Here is a 14,801-nt window from a genome sequence, read left to right as displayed (position 1 = left end):
CTTTTTAGAGAAGCTTGGTCTTATTGAAAAGAGAAACCTTCAAGATTCAGATTATTTGCAGACAGGGCCAAATCAAGGCTAGAAGTCTGATAATCCTGATCACGCTGTTTCAGGATGTCTTTAGAAACGTGACCAGCTGCAATTTCACGTAAAGCAACTACAGTCGGTTTGTCATTGTCCCATTCAACAGTAGGCTCAATGCCTTGTCGTGCAAGTTGACGCGCGCGCTTGCTTGCCACTAGTACAAGCTCAAAGCGGTTGTCTACATGGTCTAAACAATCTTCAACGGTTACGCGTGCCATAAGAGTTCTCGTTTATTTCAATATAAAATCTGGGCTAGACTGCACAGTATAAAATGCTTTTAGGCTTGACTCAAGTTTATTCACTTACCGGGCTGATGAGTTTTTCGATCAGGCCTTGATGACGATTAGCTTGCTGGACCATGGTAAGGCGGTTAGCATTGATTACAGACTCAAGATCGTGCAAGGCTTTATTGAAATCATCATTAATGATTAAATAATCAAAATTGACATACTGCTGCATGTCTTCAACCGCACAGCTCAGGCGGTGTTCAATTACCTCAACGCTGTCAGTACCGCGATTAGATAAACGCTGACGCAAGTCAAACTGACTTGGCGGTAGAATAAAAATCTGTCTGGAATCAGGAAAAATCTTGCGAACCTGCTCGGCACCTTGCCAGTCAATCTCAAGTAAAACATCATGTCCTTTAGCCAGCTGTTCTTTTACAGTGGCCTGTGATGTCCCATAATAATTACCAAAAACTTCTGCATATTCTACAAAACCGCCCTCTTCAACTTGGGCCAGAAATTCTTCTTTACTGGTAAAATGATAGTGTACACCGTTCAGCTCGCCGGGACGCTGACCACGAGTCGTATGGGAAACAGATACATGCAAATTGCTGACACGTTCAAGAAGGGCTTTAACAAGAGATGTTTTGCCTGTTCCTGACGCAGCAGAAACGACAAACAATAGACCCGACATGATATTTTTCCTGATATGATAAAATATCTTCTCTATTTTAGAGCAGAGCGCGCCTAAACTAAATAGTTGAGCTGAAATAGTTGGCGGGTTCTGACAAAAATATTCAGCCGTTTAAGTGAACATTGAGGATCTTATGGAAATTGTATTGGCCAATCCACGCGGGTTCTGTGCAGGTGTAGACCGAGCCATTGCGATCGTCAACCGTGCACTTGAATGCTTTAACCCGCCCATTTATGTTCGTCACGAGGTGGTACATAACAAATTTGTAGTAGATGATCTGCGGCAGCGTGGCGCCATCTTTGTTGATGAACTGGATGAAGTACCAGACGATAATATTGTTATTTTTAGTGCTCATGGAGTTTCCAAGGCAGTCCAGCTAGAAGCTGAACGTCGTGGTCTGAAAGTATTTGATGCAACTTGCCCCTTGGTGACTAAAGTTCATATTGAGGTAACCAAGTATGCACGTGAAGGTATAGAAGCAATTCTGATCGGGCATCAAGGTCATCCGGAAGTTGAGGGAACCATGGGGCAGTACGATAAAAGCCAAGGTGGCGATATTTATCTGGTTGAAGATGAACAGGATGTTGAGGCCTTAACTGTGCGTAATCCTGAAAAAGTTGCTTTTGTTACCCAGACGACCTTATCTATTGATGATACGGCTAAAGTGATTGATGCATTGCGTAAGAAATTTCCTCATATTCAGGGACCACGCAAAGATGATATTTGTTATGCCACACAGAACCGCCAAGATGCAGTGCGTGATCTCTCGAAGCAGTGTGATGTTGTACTAGTAGTAGGTTCCCCCAATTCTTCTAATTCTAACCGATTACGTGAACTGGCAGAACGTATGGGTAAAACAGCCTATTTGGTAGATAATGCTGATCAGCTGGAACATGGCTGGTTTAGACAAACTACCAAAATTGGTGTAACCGCTGGAGCATCTGCGCCAGAAATTTTAATTAAACAGGTAATTCAGCGCCTGCAGGATTGGGGAGCCCAAGCACCGCAGGAACTTTCAGGCTGCGAAGAAAATATTACTTTTAGCCTGCCTAAAGAATTGAGAATTCCTGTAACGCAGGCTTAAATATAGATTTTTATTAGCTTTTAAAGTTTTAAAACAGATAGTTGTTAAATAACGGTTATCTGTTTTTTTATACCTTTTATCTGTTCTGTATATGTTCTGTTAATGTAAACTGTATTATTTAAAAGACGTCAAAATTTTGACAGGAGGCGATCATGCAACTCAAGCGCGGTTTTACGTTGGTTGAATTGATGGTCACTATTGCGGTAATAGCAATTCTTGCTACCATCGCTGCACCCTCTATGAATAATTTGATAGCAAAGCAAAGACTTAATTCAGCAATTAGAGAGCTTTCAAATACTCTAGGTAAAGCACGCAGTCAAGCTGCACTTTTAAGAATAGAGGTGACAGTGATTCTGAATACTGATAACTCTAATACTGCGAATACTTTTTATTGGAATCCGGTGGACTATAATCGGCTCATTTCTTCTACAAGTAATATTACCTTTAATCCGGACGGAACAGTTAAAAATTCATCGGGTGATATTGATTTCATAGTGTGTAACTCCAAAACAAAAACTACAAAGACAATTACTTTAACTAAGATAGGAACTCAGTACATAAAGCCAGAAGGAACATGTACATGAATTATAGAAAAAAGAATCAAGGCGTTGGTATGGTGGAAGTATTAGTAGCGCTGACTTTACTGGCTATAGGGGTTTTAGGTTTTACTGCTCTTCAGTTAAGGGCAGTAGATGCTACAGCAGAGGCAAATAATCGTATCCAGGCAATGAATTTAGCACGTGATCTGGCAGAGAGAATCAGAGCCAACCAAGTTGGATTGTCTAAGAGTATTGTCGTAAAAGATAGCACAGGCAAGGATACTAACCAAAAAATTAGTGCCTATATGAATGCCTTCGCTTCAAAACAATACTTGGAGTCTTATAGTTGGAGCGGACAAAACTGTTATCAAAGTAAGAGATGTAGCAGTACAGAGTTGGCAAATCAGGATGCTAATCAAATTCTATATAAGGCTTTTTTGATTGGGATGAAAGTAGGGTTAAGTGATTGTGCTGGTGCTTTAAAAGGCGAAAGAAGCTGCATTTATGTAGCTTGGGGAGATTCGCAGCCAAATGATGGGAGTAGTTCTACAAGTTGTACTAATAATGGAAGTTATACGATGACTTCACAGTGTGTGGTACTAGAGGCCTATTAAATGAATATTAAAAATAATCAGTTAGGGTTTACATTAGTTGAACTGATGGTCTCTATAGTTTTAGGATTATTAATTGTAGCTGCAGCCTCTCAGCTTTTTATAACAGGGCAAACAAGTTTAAATCTACAGCGGGCAATGGCTGAAATACAAGATAATGGTAATTTTGGGCTCAATTATCTTATTCAGGATATTAGAAAAGCTAATCTTGACGCGGCTCAGGCCGTTATTAATGATCGTAATTTATATGGAGGTATAGTTCTGACTGGTTTGGCGAGCTATCCAGCTAGTCTGACGCCGGCTGAACAGGAGATAATAACAGCTAATCTCCCATATACTTTAAGCTCTGCTAATATTCCTAAAACCTTAATGACACGAGGTGCTGGTCAGTCTACAGGAAGTGGTAATCAGTGGACAGGCGCTAGTAATGCAATCGGTTCAGCAGGTGATAGTAGTATTGTATCGGCAAGTGATCAGTTAGTAATTCAATATAAGGCAGTAGAACCAAATACCACTGACTGTGAAGGTAATATAATAAATCAAACTGATATTACTGATGGAACTTATATAGTACAGCGCTACTTTTTAAGAAGAGATGGTAGCGACAGTAATAATTTGGCTCTTGCTTGTGACGCAGGGCGATATAAAACAAAGGTTGCCACTTTGCCTACATCAATTAGTGGTTACGGTGGGGCAGGAGAGATTATCATGCGCCGTGTAGATCATTTTCATCTTTTACTTGGTATAAAAGAAAATAATACTGACGAGTTTCGTTATGTTTCTATAAGCGAATATATGGGTAATAACTCTAATGATCTCACCCTTACTAATATATTGCCTAGACCGCGTATTATGTCACTTCAAATAGGGTTATTAGTAAGGGGTAGTGAAAATATGAATGATAGTCTGGTTACTAATACCCAAGAATATAATTTGTTAGATCAAAAGTTAAATTTAACGCCTGCTGCCCAGAATTCTGGTAAATATCTCCGTCAGATTATCACTCAGACTATAGCTCTTCGTAACGGTTACGGTTTAACGGAGGAGTTATAATGAGTTATATAAGACAGAAAGGCGCTACATTAATTGTTGTATTGATCCTATTGGTCATTATAATTATCGTTGGTACTCTTGCGATTCGCCAAAGTATTACAAGTTTAGCAATCGCTACCAATAGTCAAGCTCAGACCTTATTAATGCAAACAGCAGACAGTATATTTTTTACAATAGAACGTGATAACGCCGTTTTAGCAAATTTACAGAAAAATATAAGTGCATTAGGCTTATTTGGTGTGGTTAAGCCTGATTCATATATTAATAAAGAGCTCGTATTTTGTTATCGACCTAAAAATAGAAGTAATCTTTTTAATTTACGCGACTCCAGCATAGTATATTGGAATAGTCAAAGCTCAATTAATAATACCGAGCTGGGTATTAGTGGTTTTTGTAAAATACAAAATAGTGATTATAGTAGTGGTAGAGCAGCCGTAATTACACAAGTGGCTGTGAAAAAAGGAAGTTTAGATTCTGACACACCATTTAAATTTTTTCCTATAGGCACTGATAATACAACAGTACAATTACAGGAAGTTCAGCCTGTGAGAATTATTGTAACTTCGGTTATTCCTGGTGCAGCAGTCTCTACTAATTTACCAAATGGCGTAAGCAATTTCGACAGTGCCGTAGAAAATTGTTTCAAGAATTATACCAATGATAATGTAGAGGCTTATCCTACAAATGACACAGTAGCAGACTGCTTTGCAAAATTAGGTGTTCCTTATAATCGACAGGTTATGGATTATGCAGTTATCAACTATGCCACTAAAAGTTGATTAGAAGATGGAGTGTATATAATGGATAAACTCATTAAAAAAATAAAAGTGGCATCTGTATCTGGCATAGTGACAATTTTAATTTGTATAACTCAGTCTGTTTCAAGTTATGCAAGTGATACCGAATTATATCGTCCGCCTCAAAATAAAGAATTGACACTTATGTTTATGCTGGATGTGTCAGGTAGTATGAGTCCTAGTGGCAATAGTTATGGTGAGAATCGGCTACAAAGTTTAAAAAACGGTATGCTTAAACTTTTACAAGGTGATTCAAGTGATGGCACACAGCCATTACCAGATGATCTGGTTACTGGCCTGTCAGAATTTAGTGGAACTACAGGACGCATCAAGCTTGAAGCGCGTTCTTTAGGAGAGAAAATTTCTATAGGTGGTGCCAAAGAGGTTTATAGGACTATACAGACTATAGAGCAGAACGCTAACCGTACTGTTACCAGCTCGCGTATTACAAGTTTTTCTCAGAATAGAACACAGTATGGTACACGTACACAAAGCTGCTGGTTTATTTTCTGCTCTTGGGATGAACCAGGTAACTGGACACCATCTGATAGTTCTAACACTGGTTGGGTTAACCAGTCATCCAGTTCTGGCACTTGGACCAGTGACAATCCTTCTTGGTCATTATCAGGTAACCCTACTGCTACAGCTACTACTAATCAAGAGTGTAGGGCATGGGCAACAAACAATACTTCCTGTACATTATGGATAAATACCAGTACACCCTTATCAAGTTTTAATACGAGTACAAGTGTTACTTCTAATACATCTTTTAGTTATTCAAATATTCGTAGTGGAAGTGAAAGTCCAATAAGTTCATCCTCACCGGTTACTAGTGGTATTACCAATAGTAATCCTAGTTGTAGTGGCTCAAACTGTTCAAGAACACAGTCAAGAACACAGTCAACTACAGAAATTAAAACAACACCTCAGAATGCTACAGCCAGCTATACATCAACAGTGACTTATAGTGGGGCAAATACTATAACTCATCGTGAAAGAATGATTAATGCGGTAAATGCTTTGACAGCAGGTGGGGGTACACCTACTGCATTTGCCTATGCTGAAGTGGCAGCCTATTTGATGGGGCAAACAACTAAAAATGTTGTTAATAGCGGATTTACTGCCTCTAGTGAAGGCGCAATTAGAAATACTAATAATTATATTAAACCAGAGCAAATTGATAGTAGCAAAACCTGTAATGGCCAAGGGATCTATTTCTTAACAGATGGTGTACCTGAGTACGGGAGATCTAATTCATCTCTAGATATTATGAGAACAAGTTTAGGGACCTCGGGAAGTGATTTTTCTTGTAAGGCTGACTCATTAGGCTGGAGAACTCCTTATTACAACTCATCAAATAATACGAATAACTGGACTTGTATAGGTGAATATACGAAAGCAATATTAAATAAAGATTTAAATCCAACAGGTACGAGTATTCTTACAGCTGTAGTAGGTTTTGGTAGCGATATGTCAGCTGATCGCCCATCTTCATCTGTTGCTAATGATATTGCAGATGCTAAAGCTTGGGGAGAGCTTGGAGAAGGTGGCTTCTATAAAGGAAATAATGCACAGTCTATTGTCGACAGTGTAAGTGACTTTATTAATAAGCTAGATCGTTATATTCCTGGTGTTACTGTAGGTTCTGCTACTATACCAGTCGATGCTTTAGATACACAGAATGTACAGCCTTGGGCCTATTTTCCCCAGTTTGACCCTAAACCAACCAATAGCAGCACAGGTGCATTAACTTGGATTGGTAATGTTAAAAAATATAAAACTCTTAATAATAATTTACTAGATCGTAGTAATGAAATTATTACTGATAATAATGGATTGCTAAAAGATGATTTAAATGATTATTGGGCGGATACTTCTGTTACAAAAACTATTACTAAGGAGGTAAATGGCAATAAAATTTCCTTTAAGGTCAAAGTGGGAGGAGCTTTAAGTCAATTGCCTGTAGGATATAATGCAAATAATACCCCTATAGAACGACGTATATTTACAGACAGAACTATTCAAGTTAGCTCTACTGACTCTACTACAAACCAAATAGGCAGTATTAGTTCAGGTAACCTTAAAAAAATAGGAAGGAATGATTTTATTTCTTCTAGTGTTAATCAATTTAAAGAAGATCCAAAAAGAGGATATATTTTATCGTTATTAGGATATAACGTAAGTAGAGAGCTGGCGAGCAGTATTAACAGCTTACCTAAAAATGATACAAACCAGACTCAACTTGAAAGACTAGTTTCTTCTAACTCTGCATTATTAAGGCAGATGGGGGCGGTCATGCATTCTCGTCCTATTTTGTTAACCCAGCAAGGGACTACGAAATATGAGAATGAGGTACTGTCTTATGATGATCGAGATGATTTAATTTTATTTGGTACAACACAAGGTTTATTACATATTGTAAAAGCTGGGAAAACTGCAACAGATACTGAGGCAGGAAAAGAATTATTTACTTTTGTTCCTAATGAAATGATCGAAAATCAGGCTGAAGCCTTTCTAAATCAGGAATCTCAGTCAGGTACACTACAATATGGAATAGATGGTCAATGGACAGCATATACAGAATACGTTACTCAAAAGGGTTCCAATTCAACGGATGAACCTGTAGTTACTGTAAAGGGGGGGAAACAGTGGGTATATGGGGGTTTACGTATGGGAGGGAGAAGCTATTACGCACTAGACTTAACGGATATCTCTTCAACTGATAATAATTCGGTACCAAAATTAAAATTTCGTATAAATCCTTCTGCTACAAGTAGTGGACCTTTAAGTTATATGGGTCAAAGCTGGTCTAAGCCTAATATTACTTGGGTAAACTGGAAAGGCAAACGTAAATTAGTTATGTTTGTCGGAGGCGGTTATGACATGGGGTACGAAGCTGATGTATATAATCAGGTCAATGGAGTTGGGGCTGGTGTGTACATGTTTGATGCTGACAATGGCGATTTATTATGGTGGGCCAGTAGTAATTTGGCAGCAGATGTAAATTCTGAAAATTCCCCTAATGCATTGAAAGTAGATGATATGAAATATAGTGTGGTCAGTCAGATCAAAACGGTAGACCGTAATAATGATGGATTAGTCGATCATTTATATTTTGGAGATTTAGGGGGGCAGGTTTGGCGTATTGACTTAAATAATACTAAAACTCTTACTGATGCTTTCGCCAAGAGAGCAGTAAAAATTTTAAATTTAAATAAAACTAACGGTAGTAGCCCACGTTTTTATACGACCCCTAGTTTTACCATACATAATGGCGGAGCTTCTGGTTTGTTTGCTACGATTTCTTTAGGGTCGGGAGACTTGAGTTCTCCTATGTCTGCTGAAAGTTCTAGCGGTAAAGATAATATCTATGTAATTTTTGATAAAGATGTTACTAAAGCCAATTTGTATCAGTTAACAGATAACCAGTTAATTACACGAAATATAGTTATAGGTAGTTCTGGCAATACATTAGCAGTCAATACTGATGGTAATACTAAAACTACTCTTGCTCGGGCAGGCTGGTACTATCCTCTAGCAAATAAACTTAGAGTTTTAAATGATACCGTCGCTATTGCTGGTGATTTATATGTAAGTGTTTTTGATTCTTCAAAGGATCTGGATGCTTTAAGTTGCAGTGGGGGCGTACGGGGGGAAAGTAATGTAGAGCAATTTTGCCTACCGTATGGACAATGCTCTGAAATAAAAAATGGTTCAGAAGTTATAGGAACGAGATTAAAAGATGTGCCTCTAGGAAAAGGTAATATTGGTATTGCTTTTGGTGGATCGACAGGAACACCTTCTCCAGACCGGACATTAATTCTGAACGTATCTAAATCCGTAGGGAAGGTCTTGCCTAACTATCCAGGTAAGCTAAAGCTTGTATCTCAGCGTTGGTATGAAAAGTATGCGAAAGCAAGTTAATATAAGAGATAAGAGGTTTATCGCTTATAAAAAATATCAGCATGCTTACACTTTGGTAGAGCTGATGGTTGTAGTAATGGTTATTGCAATCTTAGCTGCAATTGCATTGCCAAGTTATCAGCAATATAAGCGTAAAAATGCGCTTTCTAATGCTCAGCAAGAAATGCTTAAACTTGCTGAGCAGCTAGAAAGATATAAAGGTAGAAACTTTAGTTATAAAGGATTTGATGCTAGTTATCTATATAACTATATTGCTAATGGTACCTCTAGTAATTATCTGAACAGTGACCAGAGTTTATCATTGCCATTAGGTGGCCCTAATGTGGATTATACAATTGAAATTAAAGATATAAGTCAAAGTTCTCCAAAGCTATTAACTGCAAGTGATGCACTAGGTCAGAGTTGGGTTATTAAGGCAACCAAGAGCACAGCAGGTACACAGGTTCAAAATTATAATGTTTTACTAAATAGTGCAGGACTACGATGTATGACTAAAAATACTATTGCTGGTTATGCCAATTGTGGGGCTAGTGGTTATGAAAGTTGGTAAATATAATGGTTTTACGCTTATAGAAGTTATGATTGTAGTAGCTATTATTGGAATTTTAGCAGCGATTGCCTATCCTTCTTATAGCCAATATATTATAAGAACCAAACGTACAGATGCACAAAGTGAAATGTTGCAAGTTGCACAGCGTATGCAAACCTATAGGGCAGCTAATAATACGTTCGCTGGTGCTACAATAAATACAGTTTATGGAAGCAGCGTGATCCCGAAACAGGGAACAGCGCTTTATAACTTAACTTTTAGTCCCTCCCCGACCACAGCAAATGAATGGACATTAATAGCGACACCAATTAGCAGCACATCTCAGGCTAATGATGGGGTTATTTGTCTGAATCACCAAGGCCAAAAATTCTGGGTCAAAGGTGCCAGTGCCTGTGCCTTATCTAATACCTCTAACTGGGACGGCCGCTAACTTAAATTCAAAATTGCGGATAAATAGTTTTTGATCTTTCATTCAGGGTAAACTTCGCGTAAAATATTGCCCTCTATGAAAGGGGTTTGAAACGTATCGATGGTCGGTACAGGGATAATCCGTAAAAACTATAAGGTTCTATCATGGTTGTTATTCGTCTTGCACGCGGTGGTGCTAAAAAACGTCCGTTCTATCAAATCATTGTGACTGATAGCCGTAATGCACGTGACGGTCGTTTCATCGAACGTATCGGTTTCTTCAACCCTACAGCTCAAGGTAAAGCAGAAAAACTTCGTTTAGATGCTGACCGTTTTGCTCACTGGGTTTCTCAAGGTGCTCAACCTTCTGAACGTGTTGCTTCTTTGGCTGCTCAAGCTAAAAAAGCTGCAACTGCTGCTTAATTTCAGGTAGTAGTTAGCCCATGACACCAACACAGAATGTTCCCGAAGATCGTATTCAGATTGGACAGTTACGTTCAGCATATGGATTAAATGGGTGGCTCTGGGTCTATTCCAATACAGAACCCATGAGTAATATATTTGACTATCTGCCTTGGTACATTGAAACCAAAGCAGGTTGGCAAATAGTTGATGTAAAACGTTGGAAACCACATGGTAAAGGCCTGGTTGTAAGCTTGAAAGGTGTGAGTGATCGTACCGCAGCAGACAATCTGGTTGGCGCAAATATCTGGATTTCAAAATCGCAACTACCACAACCAGGTGTGGATGAGTATTACTGGTCAGATTTAAAAGGACTCACTGTGCTGGGTCTGGATGAAGAAGAGCAGGAAGTTAATCTCGGACAAATTCATGAACTGTTTGAAACAGGTGCCAATGACGTGATGGTGGTACGCGCGACCACTGACAGTGTTGACGGCGAAGAGCGAATGATTCCATGGCATAAAGATGTGGTACAGCGGGTTGATCTCGAAACTGGTCGTATCTACGTGAATTGGGGCGTAGATTTTTAATTCTGTTTAGGATTAACGCAGCAGGAAAATAGAGGAGTCTGTGATGTTTTTTGCAGTCATTACGATTTTTCCTGAAATGTTTGAAGCGATTACAAGTTTTGGGATTAGCAGGCGTGCAGCAAAACGCGATTTAATGCAAATTCATTGTATTAATCCACGCGAATTTGCTGAAGGGAATTACAAACGGGTGGATGAACGTCCATTTGGTGGAGGTCCCGGTATGGTGATGATGGCTGAGCCTCTGGCAAAAGCAATTCATCATGCCAAAGAGCTTGCTGTGCAGTCAGGTGCAGTTCATGTTCCTGTGGTATATATGTCGCCACAGGGAAAAACCCTAAATGAGACTGCGGTACAGGATTTCGTTCAATATGACGGACTGATTGTACTGTGTGGCCGTTATGAAGGGGTTGATGAACGTCTGATCCAGAAATATGTTGATCAGGAATGGTCAATTGGTGATTACGTGTTATCGGGTGGTGAACTGCCGGCGATGGTTTTATTAGACAGTATTATCCGGAGGCTTCCGGGTGCGATGTCTGATGAGCAATCTCATGTGCAAGACTCTTTTGTGGATGGTCTGTTAGACTGCCCGCAATATACCAAGCCAGACCATTTTGAGGGAATGAATGTTCCAGAGATTTTAAAATCGGGACATCATGCCAATATTGAAAAATGGCGGTTTTTGCAGCGCTATCAACGTACTTTAGAACGCCGGCCCGAGCTGGTAGAAAAAGTTGAATTGACCAAGCAGCAAAAGAAATGGCTACAAGATTCGCAAAGACAGGCCAAATAACAGGTATTGTCCAAGCATATATACTACAGGCAGTTTGCCTGAAGTATTTCAATAGGCTCTTTATGCATTGAAGCGGTCAAGCATAAAGGGAAAGTCAATCGGGTTTATGCGTTTTAGCCTCTATACCCAGCGATGATCAGACCTCTTCTGACTCGCGCATACTGGAGATACCCCATGAGCGGTAAGCATCCTTTAGTACAAGCTGTAGAAAATGCTCAGCTTAAACAAGACATCCCGGCTTTTGCACCAGGTGACACAGTAGTTGTCCAGGTAAAAGTAAAAGAGGGCGACCGTGAACGTCTACAGGCATTCGAAGGCGTAGTAATTGCTAAGAAAAACCGTGGTCTGAACTCTGCGTTCACAGTACGTAAAATTTCTAGCGGTGTTGGTGTTGAGCGTGTATTCCAAACTCACTCTCCAATCGTTGCTCGTATTGATGTGAAACGTCGCGGTGCTGTACGTCGTGCTAAACTTTACTACCTGCGCGATCTGTCTGGTAAAGCTGCACGTATCCGTGAAAAACTTCCAGCTCGTAAAACTGAAGCTTAATCAGTTTTGTACAGCTAAAAAATGCGCCTTCTGGCGCATTTTTTATAATTAATAATATATTATAATCCCTGAAGTTTTAGGCGATTGGCATGCTGCCGGTAAACATCTACAGGGTCAGGTGCAAACACATCTCTTAAACCTAAAACCTGATTCACTTCATCTAAATGATTCCAGTGATAGTTATCACGGATTGTTTTACCAAAGCGGGCGCTACAGCGTGAAACCAGCCCATCATTATCTTTACCCTGGTCAATCAGTAAACTGGTGGCCTTTAATGCCGAGTCTGGATCAAGGGCATTAGTAATAGCTCCTACGCCGGTAAATGAATAAAAATAGATTCCTTGTTGCTGATACGGACCTTCACCACAGCTCGTAGTAGGCATACCAAGTGGAAATCTGCTGTTAAATTGGGCTGAGCCTGTCAGGCTTAAGCTGTTGCCACCTGCCAAGGCATCATGTGGATAACTATTTGGATCAAGTCCTTGAGCCCAGGTAATCATTTTTGAAACCAGATTGACTACGCCCACCAAGGGTGCCTCTACGACTGTACCTTCAGCCTTTAAAATCAGGTCAGCTACCGGTGAACCTTTATTAGGTGCCCCGACTGCTGTCAATGAAGCCACACGTTCAGGTAAAACTCCGGCAACATAACGGATGGTAGGACCACCATGAGAGTGTCCGACCAAATTCACCTTTTGTGCGCCTGTCAGGGCCAGAATTTCTTCGACCTGCTGCGTAAGCTGCTCTCCCCGTACTTCAGTAGAGTTTAAAGGTGATACCCGGGTTGCCCATGCATTTGCTCCATTACGTGCCAGATCTGGCAAAATCTGATAAAAATAGTCGAGACCGAACTGGTCTGTACCAATACTGATAAAACCTGCCATACCATGATTGAATACGATTGGATATTTAGTTTTAGCATAGTTTGAAACGATCAGTCTGGTCGTAGCCTGTTCAGCGCTGGTTGCCGCTTGTGCTGTTAAAGCTACTGAGGCAAAAAATATAGCAAGAATGAATTGTCCGTATTTCATAATAATCCTCAATTTTTTTATTTTGATACTGATTTGATTCTTAATGGGTCATCCATCTGATGATGTAACTGACCAGAGAGAAGGTGCTGTTCAGTCAGCTTTTATAAACCCTCAAGTTTTAAGCGATTGGCATGCTGACGAAACAGCGCTACCGGGTCAGGCGCAAAGCGGCCTGTTAAGCCAAACATCATATTGGCAAGGTCTGTATGATTCAGATTATAGTTATCCCGAACCACAAGACCGATATGGGTGCTACAGCGTGCAACCATTCCGTCATTGTCTTTGTTGCCATAGGACAGTGGTCCTAATTGCATCAGGATGCTGTCAATATCCAGTAAATTAGTTGTTTGTGCTGTACCGGTCCAGGAATAGTAATGAATTCCTCGATCTACTTTAGTACCTTGCCGGTTACAGTCAGAGGCTAAGGCAGAGGTTGGGAAGCGCCGGTTGAAATCGGCCGATCCTGTTTCAGTAAGGGATTTCATTGAGCCATCAAAATCAATGGGCAAGTCAAACTGCAACTGTGCCAATGAAATCAGAGGCGCGATTAGATAGTCACCGACAATATTAAATACGGTCCGGGTTGCTGTATTATTCTGGATATCATCTGCTACCTTTGAACCACGAAATGTTCCACCTACGCCAGTAACCGAGGCAATATATTGTGGTTTGATGGCGGCTACATAACGTGCCGTAGGTCCGCCATGCGAGTGACCAATCAGATTGACTTTATGCTGGCCAGTAATGGCCAATACATCTTCGACCTGACTCAGCAGCTGTTCGCCACGTATTTCAGTAGTGTTGGCCGGCGAGAGTTGAGCGGCAAATACAGTTGAGCCATTACGCGCCATATCTGGCAGAATCTGATACCAGTAATCAATATTAAAGCTTGAGTTGCCAATTCTAGACCAGCCTAACCAGCCATGAGTCATCACAATTGGATATCTGGTCTTGGCATAATCTGATAATGCTTTTTCCTGAACCTGTAATATCGCAGGTTTGGTATGCGCTATTGTGGTCAGGGACGTGATGCTGGCTAATAGCATAGCAGCACTGAGTATTTTTATTTTTTTACTCGTATAATCCATAATCTATCCTTAATTTTGTTTCTTTTTTTATTTATGACTTAGCAACACCTGTTTTAGTTTTTCCTCCCTGATGTGATGAAATAATAAAGTCCAATTTAGATATAGCTATGTACCTCCCTGATGAACTGGTTTTTTTATTTTTCAGTTATCTCATGCAAATAAGCAGAGTATTTAAAGTGCCGAGTAATTACTGATCTTCTTTAAATGGCTGTTGAATTAATATACATTTTTTGGAATTTTAGGATAAGGGTTTTGGTTAATTTTTGTACTCTGATATTTATGCCTGAACATTGTATTTGGTGTATTGCACATAAAAATTTTCCTGTTTATAAAGTGCTGGACTAAATTGCTCAAGTCACTGTTTACCTTGTTCATCAAGC

Annotated in this window: 16 protein-coding genes; 12 read left to right on the top strand and 4 right to left on the bottom strand. The window is 39.9% G+C overall.

Annotated elements, in window-relative coordinates:
- Positions 1-20 precede the first annotated feature (20 nt).
- Positions 21-302: a DNA-directed RNA polymerase subunit omega gene (gene rpoZ / locus ABZP31_RS13475; protein ID WP_005024277.1), complete on the bottom strand. Its 282-nt coding sequence runs from the start codon at positions 300-302 to the stop codon at positions 21-23.
- Between the two features lie 76 nt (positions 303-378).
- Positions 379-1,002: a guanylate kinase gene (gmk, locus tag ABZP31_RS13470; protein ID WP_005018152.1), complete on the bottom strand. Its 624-nt coding sequence runs from the start codon at positions 1,000-1,002 to the stop codon at positions 379-381.
- A 133-nt stretch (positions 1,003-1,135) separates the two neighbouring features.
- On the opposite strand from gmk, the gene ispH reads away from it, so the two are divergent.
- The 12 genes from ispH (at position 1,136) to rplS (ending at position 12,302) form a co-directional block, all read left to right on the top strand.
- Positions 1,136-2,086, top strand: a complete 951-nt coding sequence (gene ispH, locus ABZP31_RS13465; RefSeq protein WP_119879648.1) for a 4-hydroxy-3-methylbut-2-enyl diphosphate reductase — start codon at positions 1,136-1,138, stop codon at positions 2,084-2,086.
- A gap of 152 nt (positions 2,087-2,238) precedes the next feature.
- A complete protein-coding gene (locus tag ABZP31_RS13460) occupies positions 2,239-2,670 on the top strand; it encodes a Tfp pilus assembly protein FimT/FimU (RefSeq protein WP_119879647.1) in 432 nt (143 codons plus the stop codon).
- Positions 2,661-3,239, top strand: a complete 579-nt coding sequence (pilV, locus tag ABZP31_RS13455) for a type IV pilus modification protein PilV (protein WP_119879646.1) — start codon at positions 2,661-2,663, stop codon at positions 3,237-3,239. The genes ABZP31_RS13460 and pilV overlap by 10 nt, the downstream gene beginning before the upstream one ends.
- On the top strand, positions 3,240-4,289 hold the full coding sequence (locus tag ABZP31_RS13450; protein ID WP_119879645.1) for a PilW family protein: 1,050 nt from the start codon (positions 3,240-3,242) through the stop codon (positions 4,287-4,289).
- Positions 4,289-5,068, top strand: a complete 780-nt coding sequence (locus ABZP31_RS13445; RefSeq protein ID WP_138000900.1) for a PilX N-terminal domain-containing pilus assembly protein — start codon at positions 4,289-4,291, stop codon at positions 5,066-5,068. Before ABZP31_RS13450 ends, ABZP31_RS13445 begins: the two co-directional genes overlap by 1 nt.
- Before the next feature lie 21 nt (positions 5,069-5,089).
- Positions 5,090-9,010 (top strand): PilC/PilY family type IV pilus protein, encoded by a 3,921-nt coding sequence (locus tag ABZP31_RS13440; RefSeq protein ID WP_138000989.1) that lies wholly within the window; start codon positions 5,090-5,092, stop codon positions 9,008-9,010.
- Positions 8,994-9,560, top strand: coding sequence for a type IV pilin protein (locus ABZP31_RS13435; protein WP_138000899.1), 567 nt, complete (start codon positions 8,994-8,996; stop codon positions 9,558-9,560). The genes ABZP31_RS13440 and ABZP31_RS13435 overlap by 17 nt, the downstream gene beginning before the upstream one ends.
- On the top strand, positions 9,547-9,990 hold the full coding sequence (locus ABZP31_RS13430; protein ID WP_034669853.1) for a type IV pilin protein: 444 nt from the start codon (positions 9,547-9,549) through the stop codon (positions 9,988-9,990). The genes ABZP31_RS13435 and ABZP31_RS13430 overlap by 14 nt, the downstream gene beginning before the upstream one ends.
- Positions 9,991-10,133: 143 nt before the next feature.
- On the top strand, positions 10,134-10,391 hold the full coding sequence (gene rpsP / locus ABZP31_RS13425) for a 30S ribosomal protein S16 (protein ID WP_005018185.1): 258 nt from the start codon (positions 10,134-10,136) through the stop codon (positions 10,389-10,391).
- 20 nt (positions 10,392-10,411) lie between these two features.
- Positions 10,412-10,960 (top strand): ribosome maturation factor RimM, encoded by a 549-nt coding sequence (gene rimM, locus ABZP31_RS13420; protein WP_005404607.1) that lies wholly within the window; start codon positions 10,412-10,414, stop codon positions 10,958-10,960.
- A gap of 43 nt (positions 10,961-11,003) precedes the next feature.
- Positions 11,004-11,753, top strand: a complete 750-nt coding sequence (trmD, locus tag ABZP31_RS13415) for a tRNA (guanosine(37)-N1)-methyltransferase TrmD (protein WP_138000898.1) — start codon at positions 11,004-11,006, stop codon at positions 11,751-11,753.
- A gap of 174 nt (positions 11,754-11,927) precedes the next feature.
- Complete coding sequence (gene rplS / locus ABZP31_RS13410; protein ID WP_005024307.1) at positions 11,928-12,302, top strand: 50S ribosomal protein L19; 375 nt, start codon at positions 11,928-11,930, stop codon at positions 12,300-12,302.
- A 59-nt stretch (positions 12,303-12,361) separates the two neighbouring features.
- Here the strand turns inward: rplS and ABZP31_RS13405 are convergent, their stop codons facing one another.
- Together ABZP31_RS13405 and ABZP31_RS13400 are read right to left on the bottom strand one after the other, a co-directional pair.
- A complete protein-coding gene (locus tag ABZP31_RS13405; RefSeq protein WP_138000897.1) occupies positions 12,362-13,333 on the bottom strand; it encodes a triacylglycerol lipase in 972 nt (323 codons plus the stop codon).
- Between the two features lie 101 nt (positions 13,334-13,434).
- The gene (locus ABZP31_RS13400; protein WP_138000896.1) at positions 13,435-14,421 is read right to left on the bottom strand and encodes a triacylglycerol lipase; all 987 of its coding nucleotides are present in this window, start codon (positions 14,419-14,421) and stop codon (positions 13,435-13,437) included.
- Positions 14,422-14,801 lie beyond the last annotated feature (380 nt).

This window comes from Acinetobacter sp. FL, assembly GCF_040744925.1.
Taxonomy (GTDB): Bacteria; Pseudomonadota; Gammaproteobacteria; order Pseudomonadales; family Moraxellaceae; genus Acinetobacter; species Acinetobacter radioresistens.
Note: the sequence above shows the minus strand (reverse complement) of the source record. Positions and strands in the feature narration are given on the sequence as shown.

Excerpts from the sequence above, each read along its gene's own strand:
- rpoZ (WP_005024277.1), bottom strand. The coding sequence starts at position 302 with ATGGCACGCGTAACCGTTGAAGATTGTTTAGACCATGTAGACAACCGC.
- gmk (WP_005018152.1), bottom strand. The coding sequence starts at position 1,002 with ATGTCGGGTCTATTGTTTGTCGTTTCTGCTGCGTCAGGAACAGGCAAA.
- ispH (WP_119879648.1), top strand. The coding sequence starts at position 1,136 with ATGGAAATTGTATTGGCCAATCCACGCGGGTTCTGTGCAGGTGTAGAC.
- ABZP31_RS13460 (WP_119879647.1), top strand. The coding sequence starts at position 2,239 with ATGCAACTCAAGCGCGGTTTTACGTTGGTTGAATTGATGGTCACTATT.
- pilV (WP_119879646.1), top strand. The coding sequence starts at position 2,661 with ATGTACATGAATTATAGAAAAAAGAATCAAGGCGTTGGTATGGTGGAA.
- ABZP31_RS13450 (WP_119879645.1), top strand. The coding sequence starts at position 3,240 with ATGAATATTAAAAATAATCAGTTAGGGTTTACATTAGTTGAACTGATG.
- ABZP31_RS13445 (WP_138000900.1), top strand. The coding sequence starts at position 4,289 with ATGAGTTATATAAGACAGAAAGGCGCTACATTAATTGTTGTATTGATC.
- ABZP31_RS13440 (WP_138000989.1), top strand. The coding sequence starts at position 5,090 with ATGGATAAACTCATTAAAAAAATAAAAGTGGCATCTGTATCTGGCATA.
- ABZP31_RS13435 (WP_138000899.1), top strand. The coding sequence starts at position 8,994 with ATGCGAAAGCAAGTTAATATAAGAGATAAGAGGTTTATCGCTTATAAA.
- ABZP31_RS13430 (WP_034669853.1), top strand. The coding sequence starts at position 9,547 with ATGAAAGTTGGTAAATATAATGGTTTTACGCTTATAGAAGTTATGATT.
- rpsP (WP_005018185.1), top strand. The coding sequence starts at position 10,134 with ATGGTTGTTATTCGTCTTGCACGCGGTGGTGCTAAAAAACGTCCGTTC.
- rimM (WP_005404607.1), top strand. The coding sequence starts at position 10,412 with ATGACACCAACACAGAATGTTCCCGAAGATCGTATTCAGATTGGACAG.
- trmD (WP_138000898.1), top strand. The coding sequence starts at position 11,004 with ATGTTTTTTGCAGTCATTACGATTTTTCCTGAAATGTTTGAAGCGATT.
- rplS (WP_005024307.1), top strand. The coding sequence starts at position 11,928 with ATGAGCGGTAAGCATCCTTTAGTACAAGCTGTAGAAAATGCTCAGCTT.
- ABZP31_RS13405 (WP_138000897.1), bottom strand. The coding sequence starts at position 13,333 with ATGAAATACGGACAATTCATTCTTGCTATATTTTTTGCCTCAGTAGCT.
- ABZP31_RS13400 (WP_138000896.1), bottom strand. The coding sequence starts at position 14,421 with ATGGATTATACGAGTAAAAAAATAAAAATACTCAGTGCTGCTATGCTA.